The organism is Pseudomonas sp. SDO5591_S426 (assembly GCF_054070755.1).
Genome location: NZ_JBSVXD010000006.1, coordinates 1 through 20,083, shown reverse-complemented (window position 1 = coordinate 20,083; position 20,083 = coordinate 1). Strand labels below are relative to the sequence as shown.

Annotated in this window: 16 protein-coding genes, 1 pseudogene and 1 riboswitch; of the genes and pseudogenes, 9 read left to right on the top strand and 8 right to left on the bottom strand. The window is 60.3% G+C overall.

Annotation, left to right across the window (positions count from 1 at the left end):
* The 4 genes from ehuB to ehuA all read left to right on the top strand — a co-directional run bounded on the left by ehuB (nt 1) and on the right by ehuA (nt 3,121).
* Nucleotides 1-858 carry an ectoine/hydroxyectoine ABC transporter substrate-binding protein EhuB gene (gene ehuB / locus ACW9JC_RS02665; protein ID WP_457453413.1) on the top strand — a complete coding sequence of 286 codons (858 nt, stop codon included), beginning with the start codon at nt 1-3 and terminating at the stop codon, nt 856-858.
* A gap of 75 nt (nt 859-933) precedes the next feature.
* The gene (gene ehuC, locus ACW9JC_RS02660) at nt 934-1,593 is read left to right on the top strand and encodes an ectoine/hydroxyectoine ABC transporter permease subunit EhuC (protein ID WP_457453411.1); all 660 of its coding nucleotides are present in this window, start codon (nt 934-936) and stop codon (nt 1,591-1,593) included.
* A complete protein-coding gene (gene ehuD / locus ACW9JC_RS02655) occupies nt 1,590-2,246 on the top strand; it encodes an ectoine/hydroxyectoine ABC transporter permease subunit EhuD (protein WP_457453410.1) in 657 nt (218 codons plus the stop codon). Before ehuC ends, ehuD begins: the two co-directional genes overlap by 4 nt.
* Entirely contained in the window at nt 2,246-3,121 is an 876-nt protein-coding gene (ehuA, locus tag ACW9JC_RS02650; RefSeq protein WP_412071275.1) for an ectoine/hydroxyectoine ABC transporter ATP-binding protein EhuA, read from the top strand. Before ehuD ends, ehuA begins: the two co-directional genes overlap by 1 nt.
* A gap of 130 nt (nt 3,122-3,251) precedes the next feature.
* Here the strand turns inward: ehuA and ACW9JC_RS02645 are convergent, their stop codons facing one another.
* From ACW9JC_RS02645 to ACW9JC_RS02615, 7 genes are all read right to left on the bottom strand, one after another.
* Nucleotides 3,252-3,983: an OmpA family protein gene (locus ACW9JC_RS02645; RefSeq protein ID WP_416126380.1), complete on the bottom strand. Its 732-nt coding sequence runs from the start codon at nt 3,981-3,983 to the stop codon at nt 3,252-3,254.
* Nucleotides 3,984-4,087: 104 nt separating this feature from the next.
* On the bottom strand, nt 4,088-4,729 hold the full coding sequence (locus ACW9JC_RS02640) for an MBL fold metallo-hydrolase (protein ID WP_223588427.1): 642 nt from the start codon (nt 4,727-4,729) through the stop codon (nt 4,088-4,090).
* A gap of 87 nt (nt 4,730-4,816) precedes the next feature.
* Nucleotides 4,817-7,552, bottom strand: a complete 2,736-nt coding sequence (locus tag ACW9JC_RS02635) for a LuxR C-terminal-related transcriptional regulator (RefSeq protein WP_457453407.1) — start codon at nt 7,550-7,552, stop codon at nt 4,817-4,819.
* Nucleotides 7,553-7,725: 173 nt separating this feature from the next.
* Nucleotides 7,726-9,090 carry a DUF1329 domain-containing protein gene (locus ACW9JC_RS02630; RefSeq protein ID WP_457453405.1) on the bottom strand — a complete coding sequence of 455 codons (1,365 nt, stop codon included), beginning with the start codon at nt 9,088-9,090 and terminating at the stop codon, nt 7,726-7,728.
* 28 nt (nt 9,091-9,118) lie between these two features.
* Nucleotides 9,119-11,005 (bottom strand): DUF1302 domain-containing protein, encoded by a 1,887-nt coding sequence (locus ACW9JC_RS02625; protein ID WP_457453403.1) that lies wholly within the window; start codon nt 11,003-11,005, stop codon nt 9,119-9,121.
* Nucleotides 11,006-11,342: 337 nt separating this feature from the next.
* Nucleotides 11,343-13,025, bottom strand: a complete 1,683-nt coding sequence (locus tag ACW9JC_RS02620) for a fatty acid--CoA ligase (RefSeq protein ID WP_457453401.1) — start codon at nt 13,023-13,025, stop codon at nt 11,343-11,345.
* Nucleotides 13,026-13,177: 152 nt separating this feature from the next.
* Nucleotides 13,178-13,807: a LysE family translocator gene (locus ACW9JC_RS02615; RefSeq protein WP_008060238.1), complete on the bottom strand. Its 630-nt coding sequence runs from the start codon at nt 13,805-13,807 to the stop codon at nt 13,178-13,180.
* Nucleotides 13,808-13,898: 91 nt separating this feature from the next.
* On the opposite strand from ACW9JC_RS02615, the gene ACW9JC_RS02610 reads away from it, so the two are divergent.
* The 3 genes from ACW9JC_RS02610 to ACW9JC_RS02600 all read left to right on the top strand — a co-directional run bounded on the left by ACW9JC_RS02610 (nt 13,899) and on the right by ACW9JC_RS02600 (nt 16,735).
* On the top strand, nt 13,899-14,864 hold the full coding sequence (locus ACW9JC_RS02610) for a 2-hydroxyacid dehydrogenase (RefSeq protein ID WP_448109280.1): 966 nt from the start codon (nt 13,899-13,901) through the stop codon (nt 14,862-14,864).
* A 33-nt stretch (nt 14,865-14,897) separates the two neighbouring features.
* A complete protein-coding gene (locus ACW9JC_RS02605; protein ID WP_448109281.1) occupies nt 14,898-15,896 on the top strand; it encodes a methyltransferase in 999 nt (332 codons plus the stop codon).
* A 39-nt stretch (nt 15,897-15,935) separates the two neighbouring features.
* A riboswitch (yybP-ykoY riboswitch) is annotated at nt 15,936-16,061 on the top strand.
* An 89-nt stretch (nt 16,062-16,150) separates the two neighbouring features.
* Complete coding sequence (locus ACW9JC_RS02600; protein WP_338582973.1) at nt 16,151-16,735, top strand: TMEM165/GDT1 family protein; 585 nt, start codon at nt 16,151-16,153, stop codon at nt 16,733-16,735.
* A 65-nt stretch (nt 16,736-16,800) separates the two neighbouring features.
* Here the strand turns inward: ACW9JC_RS02600 and ACW9JC_RS02595 are convergent, their stop codons facing one another.
* Nucleotides 16,801-17,619 (bottom strand): M48 family metallopeptidase, encoded by an 819-nt coding sequence (locus ACW9JC_RS02595; RefSeq protein ID WP_416126388.1) that lies wholly within the window; start codon nt 17,617-17,619, stop codon nt 16,801-16,803.
* 156 nt (nt 17,620-17,775) lie between these two features.
* On the opposite strand from ACW9JC_RS02595, the pseudogene ACW9JC_RS02590 reads away from it, so the two are divergent.
* Both ACW9JC_RS02590 and ACW9JC_RS02585 read left to right on the top strand, forming a co-directional pair.
* Nucleotides 17,776-19,176, top strand: a pseudogene (locus ACW9JC_RS02590) (HAMP domain-containing protein); the annotation flags it as partial.
* A 15-nt stretch (nt 19,177-19,191) separates the two neighbouring features.
* Nucleotides 19,192-20,034, top strand: a complete 843-nt coding sequence (locus ACW9JC_RS02585) for a methyl-accepting chemotaxis protein (RefSeq protein WP_457453460.1) — start codon at nt 19,192-19,194, stop codon at nt 20,032-20,034.
* The last annotated feature ends 49 nt before the right edge of the window (nt 20,035-20,083 follow it).

Sequence of the window (20,083 nt, the reverse complement as noted above, 5' to 3'; positions counted from 1 at the left end):
ATGAGCAATTCCCTTCCCCGCAGTTCCAATGTGTTGCGTCACCTGTTCGTGGCTTGTGCGATGTTCGGTCTGGCCGCCAGCGCCCACGCCGCCACGACGCTGGAAACCATCACCAAAAACAGCAGCATCCGTATCGGCTACGCCAACGAAACCCCGTTCGCCTTTACCGAGACCGATGGCCGGGTCACCGGTGAATCGCCGGAAATCGCCAAAGTCATCTTCGCGAAAATGGGCATCAAGCAAGTCGATGGCGTGTTGACCGAGTGGGGCTCGCTGATTCCGGGCCTGCGCGCCGGGCGCTTCGACGTGATCGCCGCAGGCATGTACATCACGCCGGAACGCTGCAAACAGGTCATCTTCACCGATCCGCAATACCAGTTGCCCGACGCTCTGCTGACCGCCAAAGGCAACCCGAAGAATCTGCACAGCTATGAAGACATCGCCAAGAACCCGGATGTGAAACTGGCGATCATGGCCGGCACGGTCAACCTGAAATATGCGCGGGATTCCGGCGTGAAGGATGCGCAAATCCTCCAGGTGCCGGACACCACCGCCCAGTTGCAAGCCGTGCGCGCCGGTCGCGCCGATGCCGCCGTGGGCACCCAACTGACCATGAAAGGCCTGGCCGCCAAGGGCGGTGAAAAGGTCGAAGCGGTCACCGAATTCAAGGATGACCCGTCGCATACCGGTTACGGCGCCCTCGCCTTCCGCCCGGAAGACAAGGACCTGCGTGACGCGGTCAACGCCGAACTGAAAAAGTGGTTGGGCTCTGAAGACCATCTCAAGACGGTCGCACCGTTCGGCTTCGATAAATCCAACGTGACCAGCAAAACGGCTGCCGAGCTCTGCGCTCAATAGTCGAGACAGGCATGGCGCATTGGCGCGATGCCTATCCCTGCTGACTCCGGATGTTGAACCACGCAGGTGTGAACAATGGGTGAATTACTTCCGCTCTTGATACAAGGCGCCTGGGTCACGCTCCAGGTGACCTTCTTCGGCTCGATCCTGGCGATTGTCGCGGCCATTCTGGCGGCGCTGGGGCGCATGTCGCCGTGGCGGCTGCTGAGCTGGTTCTCGGTCGCCTACATTGAAGTGTTTCGCGGCACGTCGTTGCTGGTGCAGCTGTTCTGGCTGTTTTTCGTGTTGCCGCTGCCACCGTTCAATCTGGAACTGAGCCCCTACAGCGTGGCCATCGTCGGCCTCGGCTTGCACATCGGCGCTTATGGCGCCGAGGTGATGCGCGGTGCGATCAGCTCCGTGGCCAAGGGTCAGTATGAAGCGGCGACCGCGCTGAACTTCAGCGGCTACAAGCGCCTTCGGCGGATCATCCTGCCCCAGGCCTTGCTCGCCGCCATCCCGCCGGGCACCAACCTGCTGATCGAATTGCTGAAAAACACTTCGCTGGTGTCGCTGATCACCTTGTCCGACCTGAGCTTCCGCGCTCGGCAACTGGATCAGGCCACGTTCCAGACGTTGGAAATTTTCAGCCTGGCGCTGGTGATGTATTTCATCTTGGCGCAAGCGATCAACCTCGGCATGCGCAGCATTGAACGTCGCCTGGCGCGGGGCCGGATGCGTGGAGGTCTGTCATGACCCTGTTCGACTGGACATACGCCTGGCAGATCCTCCCCGATTTGCTGCGCGCTTCGCTCAACACCGTGGGCATTACCCTGATCGGCTTCCTGATCGCCATCGTGCTGGGGCTGTTCCTCGCCATCGGCCGACGAAGCCGCCTGTACTGGTTGTCGTGGCCGATCGCCGGGATGATCGAATTCATCCGCAGCACACCGCTGCTGATCCAGGTGTATTTCCTCTACTACGTGCTTCCCAACTACGGGGTGAGCATGACGGCCATGCAGGTGGGGGTCATCGGCATCGGCGTGCACTACGCCTGCTACATCGCCGAGGTCTATCGCGGTGGGCTCGATGCCGTGCCGCGTGCGCAATGGGAAGCGGTGACCGCGCTGAACATCGCGCCCTACAGCGCCTACCGCAACATCATCCTGCCCCAGGCTTTGCGGCCGATCCTGCCGCCGCTGGGCAACTACCTGGTGGCGATGCTCAAGGACACGCCGGTGCTGTCGGCCATTACCGTGGTTGAAATCATGCAGCAGGCCAAGAACATCGGTTCCGAGAATTTCCGCTACCTGGAGCCGATCACCATGGTCGGTCTGTTTTTCCTCGCCCTGAGCATCGCCCTGGCTTATCTGGTACGGCGCCTCGAATTGCGCCTGGAGCTTCGCTAATGACTTCTCCACTCTCGACTTCCAACGACCTTTCCCGGCGCGGCAACCTGACGCCGCTGCATCCGCAAGAGGCCACGGCCATGCATCAACCGAAAGCGGTCAAGCCGATTGTCAGCTTCCAGGACGTCACCAAGAGCTACGGCAATTTCACGGTGCTCGACCATTTGAACCTGGATGTCACGCCCGGCGAAAAAGTCGCGATCATCGGCCCCAGCGGCTCTGGGAAATCCACGCTGTTGCGGGTATTGATGACCCTCGAAGGCATCGATGACGGACTGATCCGCATCGAAGACGATTTGCTGACGCACATGCCCAATCGCAACGGCGTGCTGGTGCCGGCCAACGACCGGCACATCCGCCGTGTGCGCGGCAAGATCGGCATGGTGTTCCAGAGCTTCAACCTGTTCCCGCACATGACCGCGTTGCAGAACGTCATCGAGGCGCCGGTGCAGGTGTTGGGGATGAAACCCGCCGAAGCACGGGAGCGTGCGGCGGATCTGCTGGAACTGGTGGGGCTGGGCAGCAAGCTAGGGCACTACCCTTCGCAGCTGTCCGGTGGCCAGCAGCAACGGGTGGCGATCGCTCGCGCCTTGGCCATGCGGCCGAAAGTCATGCTGTTTGACGAAGTGACCTCGGCGCTGGACCCGGAACTGTGCGGTGAAGTGCTCAACGTGATCCGCAAGCTCGGCGCCGAACATAACCTGACCATGCTGATGGTCACCCACCAGATGGGCTTCGCCCGGGAGTTCGCTGATCGCGTGTGCTTCTTCTATAAGGGCCAGATCCACGAACAAGGCACGCCTGCGCAGATCTTCGAACATCCGCAGCAGGAGCGGACGTGCGCGTTTCTCAGTGCGGTGAAGGAAGCCAACTAACCGGAGTAACCCCTGAAACAAATGTGGGAGCGAGCCTGCTCGCGATGGGGCAGTCACATTCAACATTGATGTTGACTGACCGGCCGCCATCGCGAGCAAGCTCGCTCCCACAGGGTTTATGTCGCTGGTGTTATGGATACTGCTGAACAGTGCCCGGCTGTTGCTGGCCGCCATACTGCTGGCCAGGAATCGCCTTGAGGTTGACCTCTACACGGCGGTTCTGCGCGCGGCCATTGACGTCGCCGTTGCTGGCAACCGGATTATCCGGGCCGGCGCCACGGGCGCTGAGGTTGGTGCCGCTGACGCCTTGCGAGGTCAGGTAAGTCGCAACGCTTTGAGCGCGGCGCTGGGACAGGTCCATGTTGTGCTGACGGCTGCCGGTGCTGTCGGTGTAGCCGACGATCTCGATCTGGTTCTGGTTGAACTCTTTCAGCGAACCGGCCAGGTTGTTCAGCGGCTGGTAGAAGCTCGAAGCGATGTTCGCCGAATCGGTGGCGAACGTGATGTTACCCGGCATGATCAGTTTGATCTGATCGCCCTGACGCTGCACTTCGACACCGGTGTTGGCCATGCTGGCCCGCAGTTTTTTCTCTTGCTGGTCGGCGTAGTAGCCGTAACCGGCAGCGGAAGCACCCACCACAGCGGCGCCGATCAGCGCGCCCTTGCCACGGTTGTTGTGGTCGATCGCGGCGCCGGCCAACGCACCGGCCAATGCCCCGAGGCCACCGTACTTCGCGGTCTTGCTCATGCCTTGGGAACCGCTGTCAGCCTGACCCTGATTGTCATAAGGGTTAGGCGAGGCACAGCCGGACAATACGGCCACTGCGGTAGCGACAATCATCAAACGACGCGTGGTGAACATGAAGAGCTCCTACTTTTTTGCATTCTGTGGTGCAACGGACGTAAGCATCGAACCTTTGCGGGCGTTGGATTACTTCCCGGGACAAAAATTCCGCCCGTTACAATTCAGGCCCGAACAAACGGGTTTTCGCGCATTTCATCGCCCAGACGCGTATCGGGACCATGCCCGGCCACGACGATCGCCTCTTCATCGAGGGTATACAGGCGTTGCTTGATCGAACGCACGATCGTCGCTTGATCGCCACCCCACAAATCCGTGCGCCCTACCCCGCGCTTGAACAGCGTATCTCCGGCGATCAGCAGCTTGGCGTCGGCAAACCAGAAACTCATCGACCCCGGCGTATGACCCGGCGTGTGCAGCGCCACACCGCAGCCGCAGGCCAGTTCTTCATCATCGGCCAGCCAACGATCCGGCGATGGCACCGGCGTGTAGGGAACCCCGAACATCTGGCACTGCATCTCCAGATTGTCCCAGAGGAATTGATCCTCCTTGTGCAAGTGGAGCGTGGCACCGGTTTTCTCCTTCAACTGACCGGAGGCCAGGAAGTGATCGAGGTGCGCGTGGGTGTGGATGATGCTGACCACTTTCAAACCGAGGGCATCGAGGCGAGCGAGGATCAGTTCATGATTGCCGCCCGGATCGACGACGATGGCCTTTTTCGTGACCGGATCGCCAATGATCGTGCAGTTGCACTGCAACGGGCCGACGGGGAAGGTTTCGCGGATGAGGGTGGGTTGCTGGGACATCACTTGCCTGCTCGATAAACGGGGATGGGCGATTTTCGCACAATTGAGTATTCAGTCATCTGGCGCGGCGTGTAACGTGAAAATTCCTTAACCCAACACTCCCAACGCCTTCGCCCTCGCCACCGCCTGCGTACGCCGTTCAACCCCAAGCTTACTGTTGATATGGCTGGCGTGGGTCTTGACCGTGTGCAGGGAAATGAACAGCTGATCGCTGATTTCCTGGTTCGAGCAACCCTGGGCGATCAGTCGCAGGACAGCCAGTTCCCGGGTACTGAGCTGCTCCGCAGGAGCGCAATCCAGTACCGCACGGGCAGGCACTGTCGGCAGTCTTGCCGCAAGGTCCTGGGAAACAGGTGTCGGCGCGTTGAGTTGTAGCTGTCCGCGCAGCCAGTCCGGATGCTCTGTCAGCAAGCTATCAAACGGCTGCAGCACACCGCCACCAGCGGCATCCATTGCCTGACTCAGCGCCTTGCGCGCCTCAGGCTCGCGCCCTGTGCCGAGCAACAGCGAGACTTTTTGCGTCAGTGCCATTGCGCTGAGCATTTGTCGACCGCTTTGCTGACCGTGTTCGAGCAGTGCATTCAAACGCCCTTCGGCCAGCATGGGTTGCCCCTGGATGACTTCCAGCAAGGCTTGTTGCAGTTCGATGTGCAGCGGCAGTTGCGGATGGAATTCCGGTGGTGCTGCCGGGTGTTCGCCGTTATAGGTCTGCCCGAGTCGCGCGAGCCAGGCTTCGGCCAGATCGATGCGTCCCTGGGCCAGCCACAGTTCACATTTGACCAGAGTGATCATCGCCAGGTAGTAAATCGGCGGCACGTCCCAGATATGCATCAGCCGCTCGGCTTCGGCAAGTTCGGCGAAGGCCTTGGCGAATTCACCGCTGCTGCCTTCAAGCCGGGCAATCACGCAGTGCCCGATCAACACGCTGATGTCGCGACAGGCGCGCGCTTCACTCAAGCCGGCCTGCAAACGAAGGCGCGCCGCTTGCGGTTGCAAACGCAGCGCCAGCAGGAAACCTTCGTACAACGTCAGCCGCGCGCGTACGGCATAGAGTCGCTGCGGTGACAGCCCTTGCAGGCGTTGCAGGCCCTGGCGGACCTCATCCAGCGAACGCAGGATTTCGCCCCGGGCTTGCAACACTCGGGCACGGTCGTAATGCGCCAGCGCTTCGAACAACGGATTGCCGACCCGTTGCGCCAGCTCCAGGGAGTCACGATTCAACCCGCGCGCACGCCATAAATCGCCATCGGCAATGGCCAGGTTGGAAAGGGTCGAGAGGCACATCAATCGCTGGCCGTAACGTTTGCCTGGAAGACTCTCCAGCGCTTCGGTGCAATAGCGCAGCGTGAGTTCACGATTGCCGCGCCCGCGAGCGATGATCCCGCTCAAGGCCAGCCATTGCGCCAGCATCGATTTTTGCGCCGTGGCTGAAGGGGCCGGCAGGAAGCGACTCAAATGACTGGCCAGCTCCTCGGCGGCGTCCAGTTGACTTGCCAGGCCCAGCGCCCAGCTGTAGAGCACGATCAGCCGTGGCGTGCTGATCAGCAGGCTGTCGGGCAAGTCCATTTTCCAACGCAGCAACATGCCGACATTCTGTTCGGCCAGCAGTTGTTCTTCGGAAAGGTTCTGCACCAGGTTCGCCGCGACATCCAGATGCCCGGCACGCAACGCCTGCTCCACCGCTTCGTCGAGCAGCCCCTGGGCATTGAACCAACGGCAGGCACGCAGGTGCAGACTGGCGGCCGGGACCATCGACTGCGCGCCAGGTCGCGTGCGCAGCAAATCGGAAAAAAGATGATGGTAGCGATACCAGTGGCCATGTTCGTCCAGCGGCACCAGGAACACCTGGTGGGAAGCCAGAAAGCGCAGGATCTCGGCACTGTCATGGGCATCACGAACAGCGTCGCACAACTCGCTGCAAAAACGTTCCTGGGGCGCGGTGTCATAAAGGAATGCCTGCACCTCGGCGGGCAGGCAATCGATCACCTCTTCCAGCAAATAATCGCGGATCAGCCCTTCCCCGCCGTGAAGCGCCTGGGGCAACGCACCTTGCGCACCCGCTTCGGACGCCGCCAGCAACCAGAAACGCAAACCGGCTACCCAGCCTTCACTGCGTTGGATCAGGTTCTCCAGCGCTTCACCGCGCAAGGAACTACTGTGCCGATCGAGCAGGCTCAAGGCTTCATCGTGGGTCAGGCGCAAGTCCTGTTCATGCAACTCAAGCAGTTGCCGTGACAGGCGCAGCCGCGCCAGATGCCAGTCAGGACGCTGGCGACTGGTGACCATCACCAGCAAACCATCGGGAAGGTGGTTGAGGAAAAACTGCAGGCAGCGATCAAGAACCGGTCCCTGGGCCAGATGATAGTCATCGAGCACGAGCAACAGCGGCGTCGCTGTCGAGAGGTGTACGGCCAGTTCGTCGAGCAGGCCATCCAGCCACTCTTCGAAGGCGAACGGCTGATGCCGCTGACGCATTTTCAGCAAGCCGAGGGACTGCCTGCCCAGTTGCGGATAAAAGTCTTGAAGGCCTTCGAGCAACCGCTCGAGGAATCGACCCGGGTCACTGTCCCGTGGACTCAATCCCAGCCACAGGCTTTGCCAATGCGCCGGTAGCGCCTGACAGAACTCCACCGCCAATGAACTTTTGCCGAACCCCGCCGGTGCGCTGACCAACAGCAACCGACCACCGAGCCCCGCACTCAGGCGCTCGCAGAGACGCGGCCGCAGCACATGGCCGTCGGGCAATGGCGGTCGGAAAAAACGCCCGTCCAGCGCGGCGACAGCGACGCTTGCAGGACCTGGGGGTGGGGACAGATCAGTCATGGCCGGCTCTTGTTTGAATTGCGGGTGGCGGCGTTGCAGATGTCCGCAGACTAGCTGTAAACGAAGAGGGAATGAAGGTTATTGCTACAAATGGCTACAAAAAGTCTACGAACAAAAAAACGCCCCGAACCAGTCGGGGCGTTTCCAGAGGATGCAGCTCTGCTCAGTCGCCGTTAGCGAACACCATCCTGACGCAACGCCGCCGGGGTGAAGTCGCTGGTAGTGGCAGTGAAGCCGAAGTCATACGCCGACTTCTCTTCGTTCTTCATGCCCAGCGCCAGGTAACGACCCGATTGCAGGTCATACAGGGCTTCGAGGGCGTACCACGGCACTTGCTTGTCGTAGTAGTTCTCGGCATGCGCCTCGGCAACGCGCCACAGTTGACCGCGACCGTCGTAGTGATCGATCACTGCCGCTTGCCAGGTGTCTTCGTCAATGTAGAAGTCACGCTTGGCGTAGATGTGACGCTGACCTTCCTTCAGGGTTGCAACCACATGCCACACACGACGCAGTTCGTAGCGAGCCAGGTCCTGGTTGATGTGACCGGCCTTGATGATGTCGGCGTACTTGAGCTTCGGATCGTCGAGCTTGTAGGCGTCGGAGCCGATGTACATCTCTTTCTTGCCTTCGAGCTTCCAGTCGTAACGATCCGGTGCACCGTTGAACATGTCCAGGTTGTCGGAAGTACGCAGGCCGTCGGCTGCAGTACCCGGGCCGTCATAGGACACTTGAGGTGCACGACGCACACGACGCTGACCGGCGTTGTAGACCCACGCCGAACGCGGTTCCTTCACCTGGTCGAGGGTTTCGTGCACCAGCAGCACACCACCGGCCAGACGTGCCGGGGCAGTCACTTTCTGCTTGAAGTAGAACAGGATGTTGCCCGGGTTCGCCGGATCGTAGTCCTTCATCTTGTCGCGGAATACGAACTGGTCCTGGAAGTACACCAGGCTGAACGAGCCGTTCGGTTGCGGCGTGGCCTGGGTTACCAGACGGGTCACGCTGCCACCGCGATAACGGGTGATGTGGTTCCAGATGACTTCAACGCCGCTTTTCGGAATCGGGAACGGAATGGCGGTTTCGAAGTTCTCCAGGCCGTTGCCGCCGGACACCAGTTTGGTGTTGGTGGCGTTCTTCTTGATGGCGGCGAACACGTCATCCGGCACGGTGGCACCGCGATGGGACGGGTAGACCGGCATCTTGAAGGTTTCCGGGTAGCGCTTGAACATCGCGTACTGACCCGGCGCGAGCTTTTCCTTGTACTGGTCGACGTTCTGGGCGGTGATGGTGAACAGTGGTTTTTCACCCGGGTACGGATCCGACAGGAAACCTCTGCTGTCGACACTGCCGGCGTTCTTCGGCAGTGGTTTCCAAGCCGGGATCGAACCATCGGCGTTACCCGCCATTTCAGCGCCCATCGGGGTCAGGCTCTTGCCCAGCTTATCCGCTTCGGCCGCCGGGACCGCCGCCATGACACTGGTCGCCAGCAGCGAAAACCCCAGAACACCGGCGTGGAACAGACTCTTTGTTATTTTCATAATTACGTTCGTCCTGAAAATACAGTGCTTAGAAGTTCACGCCGAAGCTGAGCGCAACGAAGTCGCGATCATCCACGGTGGTGTACTTGCCGTCGAAGAAGTTGGTGTACGCCAGGCTCGCGGTGTAGGTGTTCTGGTACTCGGCATCGACGCCCAGGCTGACCGCTTTGCGACCTTCCTCGAAGTTGCCGCCAGGACCAGGCGAGTAACCTTCAACGTCGTGGGACCAGGCCACGTTCGGCTTGAGGTTCACGCCGGCGAACACGTCGTTGTATTCCCAGATGGCACGACCGCGGTAGCCCCAGGAGGTGGACGTGGTGAAGCCTTCGTCGTTGCAATTGCGGTTGAGGTTGTTGGTCGGCGTACCAGGGCCGGCACCGGCGATGGTGCTGGCGTTAAGCGCCTGGCAAGTATTCTGTCCGCCGGTAGCTGGCAGCTCGCCAGGACCGTAGACCGGGTCACGGCCATAACGAACATCGGAGGTGCTTTCCAGGCCGCCGACGTGGGTTACGCCCACTTCGCCCACCAGGGTCAGACGGCTGGCGCCCATGACTTGGTCGAAGAAGTGCGTCAGGGTGGTCTGGAACTGGGTCACTTCCTTGCGGCGATAGCCGTGCAGATCCGAACCCGGAGGGGCGGAGAGCAGCGAAGCATTGGTCAACGCGCCGCCCAACGGACGTACGCCGGCGAACAGAATGTCGGTGGAGTTGAGCTGCACCGGTGCGTTCGGCCGGTAGCTGACTTCACCGCTCCACGCCGTACCGGTAGGCAGGGTGGTGGAGAAGCTCAAGCCGTAGAGGCGGATGTCTTCCGGATATTCGACAAAGTAGCTCGAGTTACCCGCGACGATCAGCGGTGCCAGAGCACGCAACTGCGCCGGCAAGGCTGCAACGCCGGCAAAGGTCGACGCTGGCGCACCGGTAGCGCTGAAGATTGGCGCGCGGCTGTGGTAGTTCATGAAGTAGGCACCGAATTCGGTGTCCAGCGGGTCGAACATGTACTTGAAGGACGCGCCCCACTGGCCGCTGTCGCGCGCATCGCGATCCGGACCACGGCGTACCAGCACACCTTCGTTATCGACGTCGACGCCCAGTCGGGTCAGTGTTGGCAGAGCAGCGGCCGGAATGGTCGAACGCTTGTTCAGCACGCGCAGGTTGTTGTCGCAACCGTCGGCAATGATGTCTGGCTGAGAGAAGAAGGTGCCGCAGTTGTCGACGACGGTCTGGTCCCATTCCAGTTGATAGAAGGCTTCAGCCGACAGGTTCTCGGTGAGGCTTTGGGACACGTAGAACATGTTGACCGGGATCAGGCCTTCCTTGATCTCGGCACCTGGACGGCGGAACGCGGACACGTCGATCGGGTTGATCGAGTTGATGCCGCTGCCGATGAAAGTACTTTCACCCCAGCTCACTACCTGTTTGCCAAGGCGAACCGAACCCGGCTGATCGGCAATGGAGTAGTTGTGGTAGACGAAGGCGTCGAGGATCTGGCCGCCGGAGGACTTGGCGCCTTCCTTGCGGTTGCTGTCGCTGATGTCCTTGAACGGACGGCTTTCGTCCTTGAGTTCAAAGTCGTACCAGTATTTGCCACGGACGAAAACACCGGTGTCGCCGTACTTCAATTCAAGGTCATGGATGCCCTTGAAGATTTTCGAGAAGGTGTCGCCGCTCTTGAAGTTCAGGTGACCGTCATCGGAAGTCTGGGACAGGCCTTTGCCACCGTTGTTGACGCCGATGAGGTTCTTGTTGGCGCTTTCAGTTGACCAACTGGCACCGATCGACAGGGAAGAGTCGAACTGACCTTCGATTTCACCAACGTTGAAACTGACGCCGAATGCAGGCCCGGCGAGCGTAGAGGCAAGGCTGACGGCCAGAGGCAGTTTTGCCCGGCGCCAGAACTGGTTTACTGATGTCATCGACGCTACTCCATGTGCATTTTATTGTTATGGCAGTGAGCACTTTTAAAAACGCTTGGATGACAGGGAGCCATGGCGTCCCAAAGTCATTCCAAAGTTGCATCGCCCCGGTTTGTGCGTTTGCTCCGTTCTTAAAAATCCTTGAGCGGACTATAGCCAGCAGGTAGTAGTGCTTGATCCCTCTAAAGTGTGATTTGCGTCTGCCAGCCACTCTGGAACAGTCCTTTGCCATGCCGACACCCGTCGGCACGGCAAGAATGGCTGAAAATTCGGATTTGACAAGCCAAGCGCTTGCTTGGTGGGGCTGGCGTGCCATTTCGGGCACGCCAAAGGAGGCTTAAAGCGTCGAAAGGAAGGTGCTGTTGGTAGCCTGCCATTCGATGATGTCGACGCGGATTTTCTTCTTGTCGAGCTTGCCGACACTGGTCTTGGGAATTTCAGTAACAAGGGCGATCTGGCTCGGGATGGCCCACTTGCTAAGGTGCCCCAGCTCCACGAATGGCTTGAGGTGTTCCTTGAGTTCCCGGGCCCCGATCTCATGGCCTTCACGAAGCACCAGCAAGGCAAACGGCCGCTCGCCCCACTGTGGATCGGCAATGCCCACCACTGCTACTTCGCGTACCGCCACGTGACGACTGATAAGGTCTTCTAGGTCGAGGGAGGAAATCCATTCGCCACCGGTCTTGATCACGTCCTTGATCCGGTCGCGGATATCGATCACGCCCATGCTGTCGAGGGTCGCCACGTCACCGGTGTGCAACCAGCCTCCGGCCCAGAGCTCGGCACCCTTCTGCGGCTCGTTGAAATAACCCTCGGTGAGCCACGGCGCGCGCAGCACCAGTTCGCCCTGGGTCTCGCCATCGGCGGGCAGGAAGTTGCCCTCGGTGTCGACGATTGCCGCCTCCACCAAAGGTCCAGGAACACCTGCCTTGATCCGGTAGGTGGTGCGTTCGTCTTCGCTGCCGGCCATCAGCTCATCGTTGAGATGCGCGCACGATACCAGCGGCCCGGTTTCCGACATGCCGTAAGCGGCGGTCAACTGAATGCCCTTGGCCTTGGCCGCTTCGTACAACGCACGATTGAGCGCACTGCCGCCGATGACGATTTTCCAACCACCGAAATCGGTGTTTTGCGCACCCTTGGCGTTGAGGACCATTTGCAGGATGGTCGGCACGCAGTGAGAAAAGGTGACCTTTTCCTTGCGCCACAGCTCCACCAGGAATTCCGGGTCGTAGCGACCGGGATACACCTGCTTGAGCCCGAGCATGGTCGCCACATACGGCAGGCCCCAGGCGTGGACGTGGAACATCGGGGTGATCGGCATGTACACATCGTTGGTGCCCAGCAGGCGCACGCTGTCGATCGCACCCATGATGGTCGACACGCCCATGGTGTGCAGCACCAGTTGCCGATGGGTGAAGTAAACGCCCTTGGGATTGCCGGTGGTGCCGGTGGTGTAGAACGTGGTCGCGACCGAGTTTTCGTCGAAGTCCTGGAAGTCGTACTGCGGACTTGCGGCCGCCAGCAACTGCTCGTACTCACCGATCAGGTTCGGCAAGTCAGCGGTTTTCTCCGGCAGGTCGGTCAGCAGCAGGGTTTTCTCGACCGTGGTCAGGTGCCCGGCGATCGCGTTGTACAGGCCCACGAACTCGCTGTTGACCAGCACGTAGCGGTCCTCGGCGTGGTTCATGGTGTAGAGGATCTGCTCCGGCGACAGACGCACGTTGATGGTGTGAATCACCGCACCGATCATCGGAATGGCGAACATGCATTCCAGATAACGATGACTGTCCCAATCCATCACCGCCACGGTGTCTCCAGGCTTGACTCCGGCCGCCGTCAACACGTTGGCCAGCCGGGCGACCCTTTCGATCAGGGTCGGATAGCTGTAGCGCAACTGGTCGCGGTACACGATTTCGCGGGTTTTCTCATAACGCGCGCCGGACATGAGCAGCCGTTTGATCAGCAGCGGATACTGGTAAGCGCCTTCGGCTGGGGGAATAACGCGTGTCTGCAACATAAGAATCCCTTTTCTGACTGCACGGTCGTGGCTGTTAAGTACGCACTGTAGTGCCCTTGTTCGCCAGCCAAATCAGCCAAAGGAATGATTTGCAGAGCCGCACAAATGCTAGCGTTGCGCCAGCATTTGCGGGTTATCGAGGACGGTTTCGGTCAGTGCATCTCGGTAAACGCGAGCTTCACGCCGATTGCGATCAACACCGCGCCCATGGTCCGGTCGAACCAGTGCCCCATACGGGCAAACCCGGCACGCACGCGCTGCTGGCTGAACAGCATGGCCACCAGGCAGAACCAGATCGCCGTGGCCACCGCCAGGTAAACCCCGTAACCGGCCTGTACAGCGAGCGGCGTGTGCGGATTGATCACCACGGTGAACAGCGACAGGAAGAACAGCGTGGCTTTCGGGTTAAGACCGTTGGTCACAAAACCCGAAGTGAAGGCGCCACGTGCGGTGCGCTCGCCGGCTTCCTTGTGCAGATCGTCAGTCACCGCTTTGGCCGGTTGTGCCCGCAGCGCCTTGAAGCCGATGTACAGCAGATAAGCGGCGGCGGCCCATTTCAAGGCGTTGAACAGTACGATTGACTGCGACACGATCAGGCCGATACCCAACAGCGAATACCCCACGTGCAGGAAAATCGCCGTACCGACGCCCAGCGCCGTCCAGGTGCCGGCGCGACGACCGTGGGTTACGCTTTCACGCACCACTACGGCGAAGTCCGGGCCGGGGCTGGCGACGGCCAGCAGATGGATCAGGGCAACGGTCAAGAACTCGGTCCAGTACATGGGGGCTCCTTTAGGCCAAGCGTAACTATTTATTTCATCTGGTAGGCTCGGCAGATTACGCCTTCAGTTCATTGCACAAAAGGTACAGTTGATGACGAACATTCGCCGCGCCGTTTTCCTCGACCACCCATCCCTGGACCTGGGCGATCTCGACCTCAGCCCGCTACGCGATTGCTTCAGCGATTTACAGCTGTTCGCCCAGACCTTGCCGGATCAGGTCATTGATCACCTCAAGGGCGCCACCGTCGCCATCAGCAACAAAATCCTGATCGATGCCGCCGCGATGGCTGCCAGCCCCGACCTCAAGCTGATCCTGATCACCGCTACCGGCACCAACAATGTCGACCTCGCAGCCGCCCGCGCCCACGGGATTACCGTGTGCAACTGTCAGGGTTACGGCACGCCGTCCGTGGCGCAACACACGATCATGCTGCTGCTCAACCTGGCGACGCGCCTCGCCGACTATCAGAAAGCCGTCGGTGAAGGTCGCTGGCAACAGGCCAAACAGTTCTGTCTGCTGGATTACCCGATCGTCGAACTCGAAGGAAAAACCCTCGGCCTGCTCGGTCATGGCGAACTGGGCGGCGCAGTCGCGCGACTCGCCGAAGCTTTCGGCATGCGCGTATTGCTGGGCCAGATTCCCGGGCGCCCTGCCCGGCCCGACCGTTTGCCGCTGGACGAATTGCTGCCGCAAATCGATGCGCTGACCCTGCACTGCCCGCTCAATGAACACACCCGTCATTTCATCGGCGCCCGCGAACTGGCCTCGATGAAACCCGGCGCGTTCGTGGTCAACACCGCCAGGGGCGGCCTGATCGATGAGCAAGCGCTGGCCGATGCCTTGCGCAATGGCCACCTCGGCGGCGCTGCCACCGACGTGCTGAGCGTCGAACCGCCCATCAACGGCAACCCATTGCTGGCCAATGACATCCCGCGCCTGATCGTCACCCCGCACAATGCCTGGGGCAGTCGCGAAGCGCGCCAGCGCATCGTGGGGCAAGTGACCGAAAATGCCCTCGGATACTTCAGCGGTAAGGCACTGCGGGTCGTCAGTTGATAAACTGCGGCACTTTTTTCCACAGGAGCAGTTATGGATCCGCGCAGTGAAGTACTGCTTCGTCAGGCTGAATTATTCCAGGGTTCGGTTTTGCTGGCCGGTTTGCCCGCCGACGATTTGCTCGGCCGCCTGCCTGACGCTCACGGCTGGTGCTGGCATGCCGGTGACCAGGCCGCGCTCGACGCCCGTTTCGCCGAGCGCAGCCATTTTGGCGTGAATGTGCCCGAACAGGCTTTCGAGGCGGCCGTGGTGTTTTTGCCCAAGTCCAAGGATCTGACCGATTACATCCTCAACGCCGTAGCCTCGCGCCTGGAAGGTCGTGAGGTGTTTCTGGTCGGCGAGAAAAAGAGCGGCATCGAAGGCGCGGCCAAGCAACTGATGCCTTTCGGCAAGCCGCGCAAGCTCGACAGCGCGCGGCATTGCCAGCTCTGGCAAGTCACGGTGACCAACGCCCCCGCCGCCAAATCGCTGGAAAGCCTGGCCCAGGAATACGAACTGCCGCTGGCTGAAGGCCCGCTCAAAGTCATCAGCCTGCCGGGCGTGTTCAGCCATGGCCGACTGGATCGCGGTAGCGCGCTGTTGCTGGAGCATTTGGACAAATTGCCAAGCGGCCATTTGCTGGACTTCGGTTGCGGCGCGGGTGTGTTGGGCGCGGCGGTCAAGCGTCGTTATCCGCACAATCAGGTGACTTTGCTCGACGTCGACGCGTTTGCCGCCGCCAGCAGTCGCCTTACCCTGGCTGCCAACGGTCTGGAAGCTGACGTGATTACCGGTGACGGCATCGACGCAGCACCGATGGGTTTAAGTGCGATTCTGAGCAACCCACCGTTCCATGTCGGCGTGCATACCGATTATTACGCGACAGAGAATTTGCTGCGAAAAGCAGCCAAACATCTGAAAAACGGCGGCGAACTGCGCTTGGTGGCGAACAGCTTCCTGAAGTATCAACCACTGATCGAAGAGCATCTGGGCGTCTGCGCCATCAAGGCCGAAGGACAGGGTTTCAGAATCTACCGAGCCAAACGCGGCTGAAAATTTGTTCTTGCCGAATGGATTTTGCCTAGGCAGAATCCGCTCCGTCCTAGGGGAGTAGTCTCCCACGAGCGCCATGCTCGTCCGGCATACGTCAACATACTTGGTCCTCAGACCATGGCGTATGCGACCCAAGCGTCCGCATCAGACGGATCGCCAGGGTTTGACAAGACCTATGACACGAACACCTTACCCGGGGCGGGAAGGCTGTACGTGTCATAGCCGTGTCGACCCGCCCCTTAGGAAAACCCCTGATGCTGGATTCATTACTCGTACCCACCGCAATCGTTGCCTTGGCCGAAATCGGCGACAAGACGCAACTGCTCGCGCTCATTCTCGCTGCCCGCTTCCGCAAACCCTGGCCGATCATCGCCGGCATCGTTGCCGCGACCCTGGCCAACCACGCGGCGGCCGGTGCGGTGGGCGCCTGGGTCGGAGGTTTCTTCTCGGATACGTTGCTGCACTGGATCCTCGCGGCGAGCTTCGCAGCGACCGCGTTGTGGACCCTGGTGCCGGACAAAATGGATGACGACGAAGCCAGCACCGCCCGCAAGTTCGGGCCGTTCCTGACCACGCTGATCGCGTTCTTCCTCGCGGAAATCGGCGACAAGACGCAAATCGCAACCGTGATGCTGGCCGCGCAGTACCCGGAATTGTGGTTGGTGATCATCGGCACCACCGTCGGGATGTTGATCGCCAACGTGCCGGTGGTTCTAGCGGGTAACTTTGCGGCGGACAAATTGCCGTTGACGCTGATTCGTCGCCTGGCGGCGTCGGCGTTCTTCATTCTGGCGATTGTTGCGGTGTATAAGGCGATGCAGGCTAGCGGCTGGGTTTGACGGGGTAAGGTAGTCATTGTGGCGAGGGAGCAAGCTCCCTCGCCACAAGTGTCATCGCGACCAGATCAGGACTTCTTGGCCTGCTCGTACAACGGCATCACCTTCGGAATCGCCGCCTGCAACGCCGCGATCCGGCTGGTCGAAGCCGGGTGAGTGCTCATGAACTCCGGTGGCGAACCTTCTGAAGCCTTGGTCATCTTGTTCCACAGGGTGATCGCGGCATTCGGGTTGTAACCGGCGCGAGCGGCCAACTCCAGGCCAATCAGGTCCGCTTCGTTTTCATTGGCGCGGCTATTTGGCAAGGTCATGCCGTAGTTGGCCACGGTATCGGCCAGCGCCAGTGTGTCTTGCCCCAACCCGAACAACGCACCCGCGCCCTGCTTCGCCATCTCCATGCCGTACGCCTTGGACATCGCTTCACGACCGTGCTCACGCAGGGCGTGGGCGATTTCATGGCCCATGACCGCGGCGATTTCATCGTCGGTCAGTTGCAGGCTGTCGATCAGCCCAGTGTAGAAAATGATCTTGCCGCCAGGGCCGCAGTTGGCGTTGAGCTCGTCGCTCTTGATCAGGTTGACCTCCCACTTCCACTGCGCCGCATCCGGACGGAAATTCGGCGCCTGGGCAATCAGCCGGTCGGCAATGGCCTGCACGCGCTTGGCATCGCTGCTGGTCTTGTCCAGCACACCTTTGCTGGACGCTTCGCCGACGGTCTTCTGATAGGACTGCGCATACATCTGGTCGACCTCTTGCGAGGACAACATGCTGAACATGTATTGCTTGCGTTCAACCCCCACAGCACCGCCGCTGGTGGTGTTGACAGACTGGCAACCGGCGAGCAGCAGAGCTGTGCCCAGCGCACACGAAACCAATGTCTTGTTCATCAAAAAACTCCCTGAAAACTTGACCGTATCCTAGGCGCGGAAAGGTATCGGCGCCAGATACAACGGGATATATGACGCGCATTTCAGACAAAGCTCTCTTCGTCGTAGGAAAAAATTCACAAACCTGCGCAAGCCACGGCGGCTAACCCGCCGGCAATGATTCATTTGCGACATCGAGCTCTCCAAAACAGTCATTTCACCCACACCCGCTCATGCCCCTTCCACCCCCTGCCGATACACCTCCGCAGACGACCTTTTGCGTGCGGAGCACCCATGAAATTCAAATCGATCCAGTTTTCCGTGGCGGCCCTGGCCGGCGCCATCGTTCTAAGTGTCGTGGCGGCCCTGGTCGTGTACGCGCTGTTTTCCGGTGCCCGAACGCAAGACATGGTCCAGGAGCGGACCCAGGCGCAATTCGAGCAAGTCATCGAACAGCGCCTGACCTCGCTGGCGCAAACCCAGGTCAGCCAGATCCAGCGTGAACTCGAAGCGCCGCTGCTGATTGCCGGCGGTCTGGTGCGAATCAACGCGCTGATCGGCACACCCGGCGCTGATGGAAAATCTGCGTTGAGCCTCAGCCGTGAGCAATTGATCGGGCTGATCAAGGAAAACGTGGCCAAGAACCCGAAGATCCTCGGCACCTACATCGGTTGGGAAAAAGACGCACTGGATCACAACGATGCGGCCTACATCGGCACACAGGTCGTGGGCATCGATGCCAGCAACGGTCGCTTCCTGCCGTGGTGGTTCCGCAATGAAGACGGCAGCCTGGGCCTGGACAAACTGGTGGACGTCGATGACCAGAAAACCCTGTCCACCGGCGTGCGCGCCAGCGAGTACTACCTGTGCTCGAAAGAAACCAAAAAATCCTGCGTGATCGATCCAGCGCCCTACAAGGTCGGCGACAAAATCGTCATGCTCGCCTCCTTTATTGAACCGATCATGCTCAACGGCGCCTTCCAGGGCATCGTCGGTGCCGACCTGTCGGTGAACTTCATCCAGGAAATGCTCCTGGGCGCCAACCAGAAACTCTACAGCGGCGCCGGGGAAATGGCCCTGATCGGCGGCAATGGCCGAATCGTTGCATACACCAAGGACCCGAGCAAATTCGGCGAAAAAGTCAGCGACATCCTCGACAGCAAGCAGATTGCCAACATGGCCAATCTCAAGCGCGGCGAAGTCACTTACACCGTCGACAAGGCCCAGGGCCGGATCGAGTTATACCTGCCGTTCGGCATCGGCCAGACCGATGCGCGCTGGACCCTCATGCTGCAACTGCCGCTGAACGCGGTGATGGCCGACCTGCAAACACTTCAGGCTGACCTGAACGCACAGCGCAAATCCGACACCTTCGGCATGGCGATGGTCGGCCTGGTGATTGCCGGTATCGGTTTGCTGGTGATCTGGCTGGTGGGCCACGGCATTGCCCGTCCGCTGAAGCAGATGGTTGCCATGCTAGATGACATTGCGCAGGGCGAAGGCGACCTGACGCGCCGCCTGACCAGTGACCGCGCCGACGAACTCGGCTCGATCGCCAAAGGCTTCAACACGTTCCTGGCCAAGTTGCAGGTGATGATCACCCAAGTGGTGACCTCGGTGCAGAGCGTCAGCGATTCCTCGGAACACACCGCCGACATCGCCATCCGCACCAACACCGGCGTGCACAAGCAAATGGCCGAGATCGATCAAGTGGCCACCGCCGTACAGGAAATGACCGCCACCGCTCAGGACGTGGCCCGCAACGCAACCCAGGCCGCGCAAGCCGCCAGCCATGCCGACCAGGCTGCCAGCCAGGGCATGGCGATCGTGCGCGACACGTCCAACTCCATCGGTGCTCTCGCGGTGGAAATCGGCCGGGCGGTCGGCGTGGTGCAAACCCTGGCCAAGGACAGCGAAAACATCAACGCGATTCTCACCGCCATTCGCGGGATCGCCGAACAGACCAACCTGCTGGCCTTGAACGCGGCCATCGAAGCTGCCCGCGCCGGTGAACAGGGCCGCGGCTTTGCCGTGGTGGCCGACGAGGTGCGCAATCTGGCGCAGAAAACCCAGAAAGCCACCGAAGAAATCCAGACCATGATTCAACAGCTGCAACAAGGCACGCGGGATGTGGTGCGGGTGATGGAAGACAGCCAGAACCGCACGGACGAAAGCGTGCAGCACGCGGCCAAAGCGGCCGAAGCCCTGGAAACCATCACTCAGGCAGTGTCGGTGATCAACGACATGAACACCCAGATCGCCAGCGCCGCCGAGGAGCAAAGTGCGGTGGCGGACGACATCAATCGCAACGTGATCAATATCGGACAAGTGGCCAATGAAGTGGCGGGTGGCGCGGATGAATCGAGCGCGGCCAGTGCGGATTTGACCAAACTGGCGGAGCAGCAGCGGCGGTTGATCAATCAGTTCAAGGTTTGATTCAAGGGCCCCATCGCTGGCAAGCCAGCTCCCACAGGTTTGTGACCAC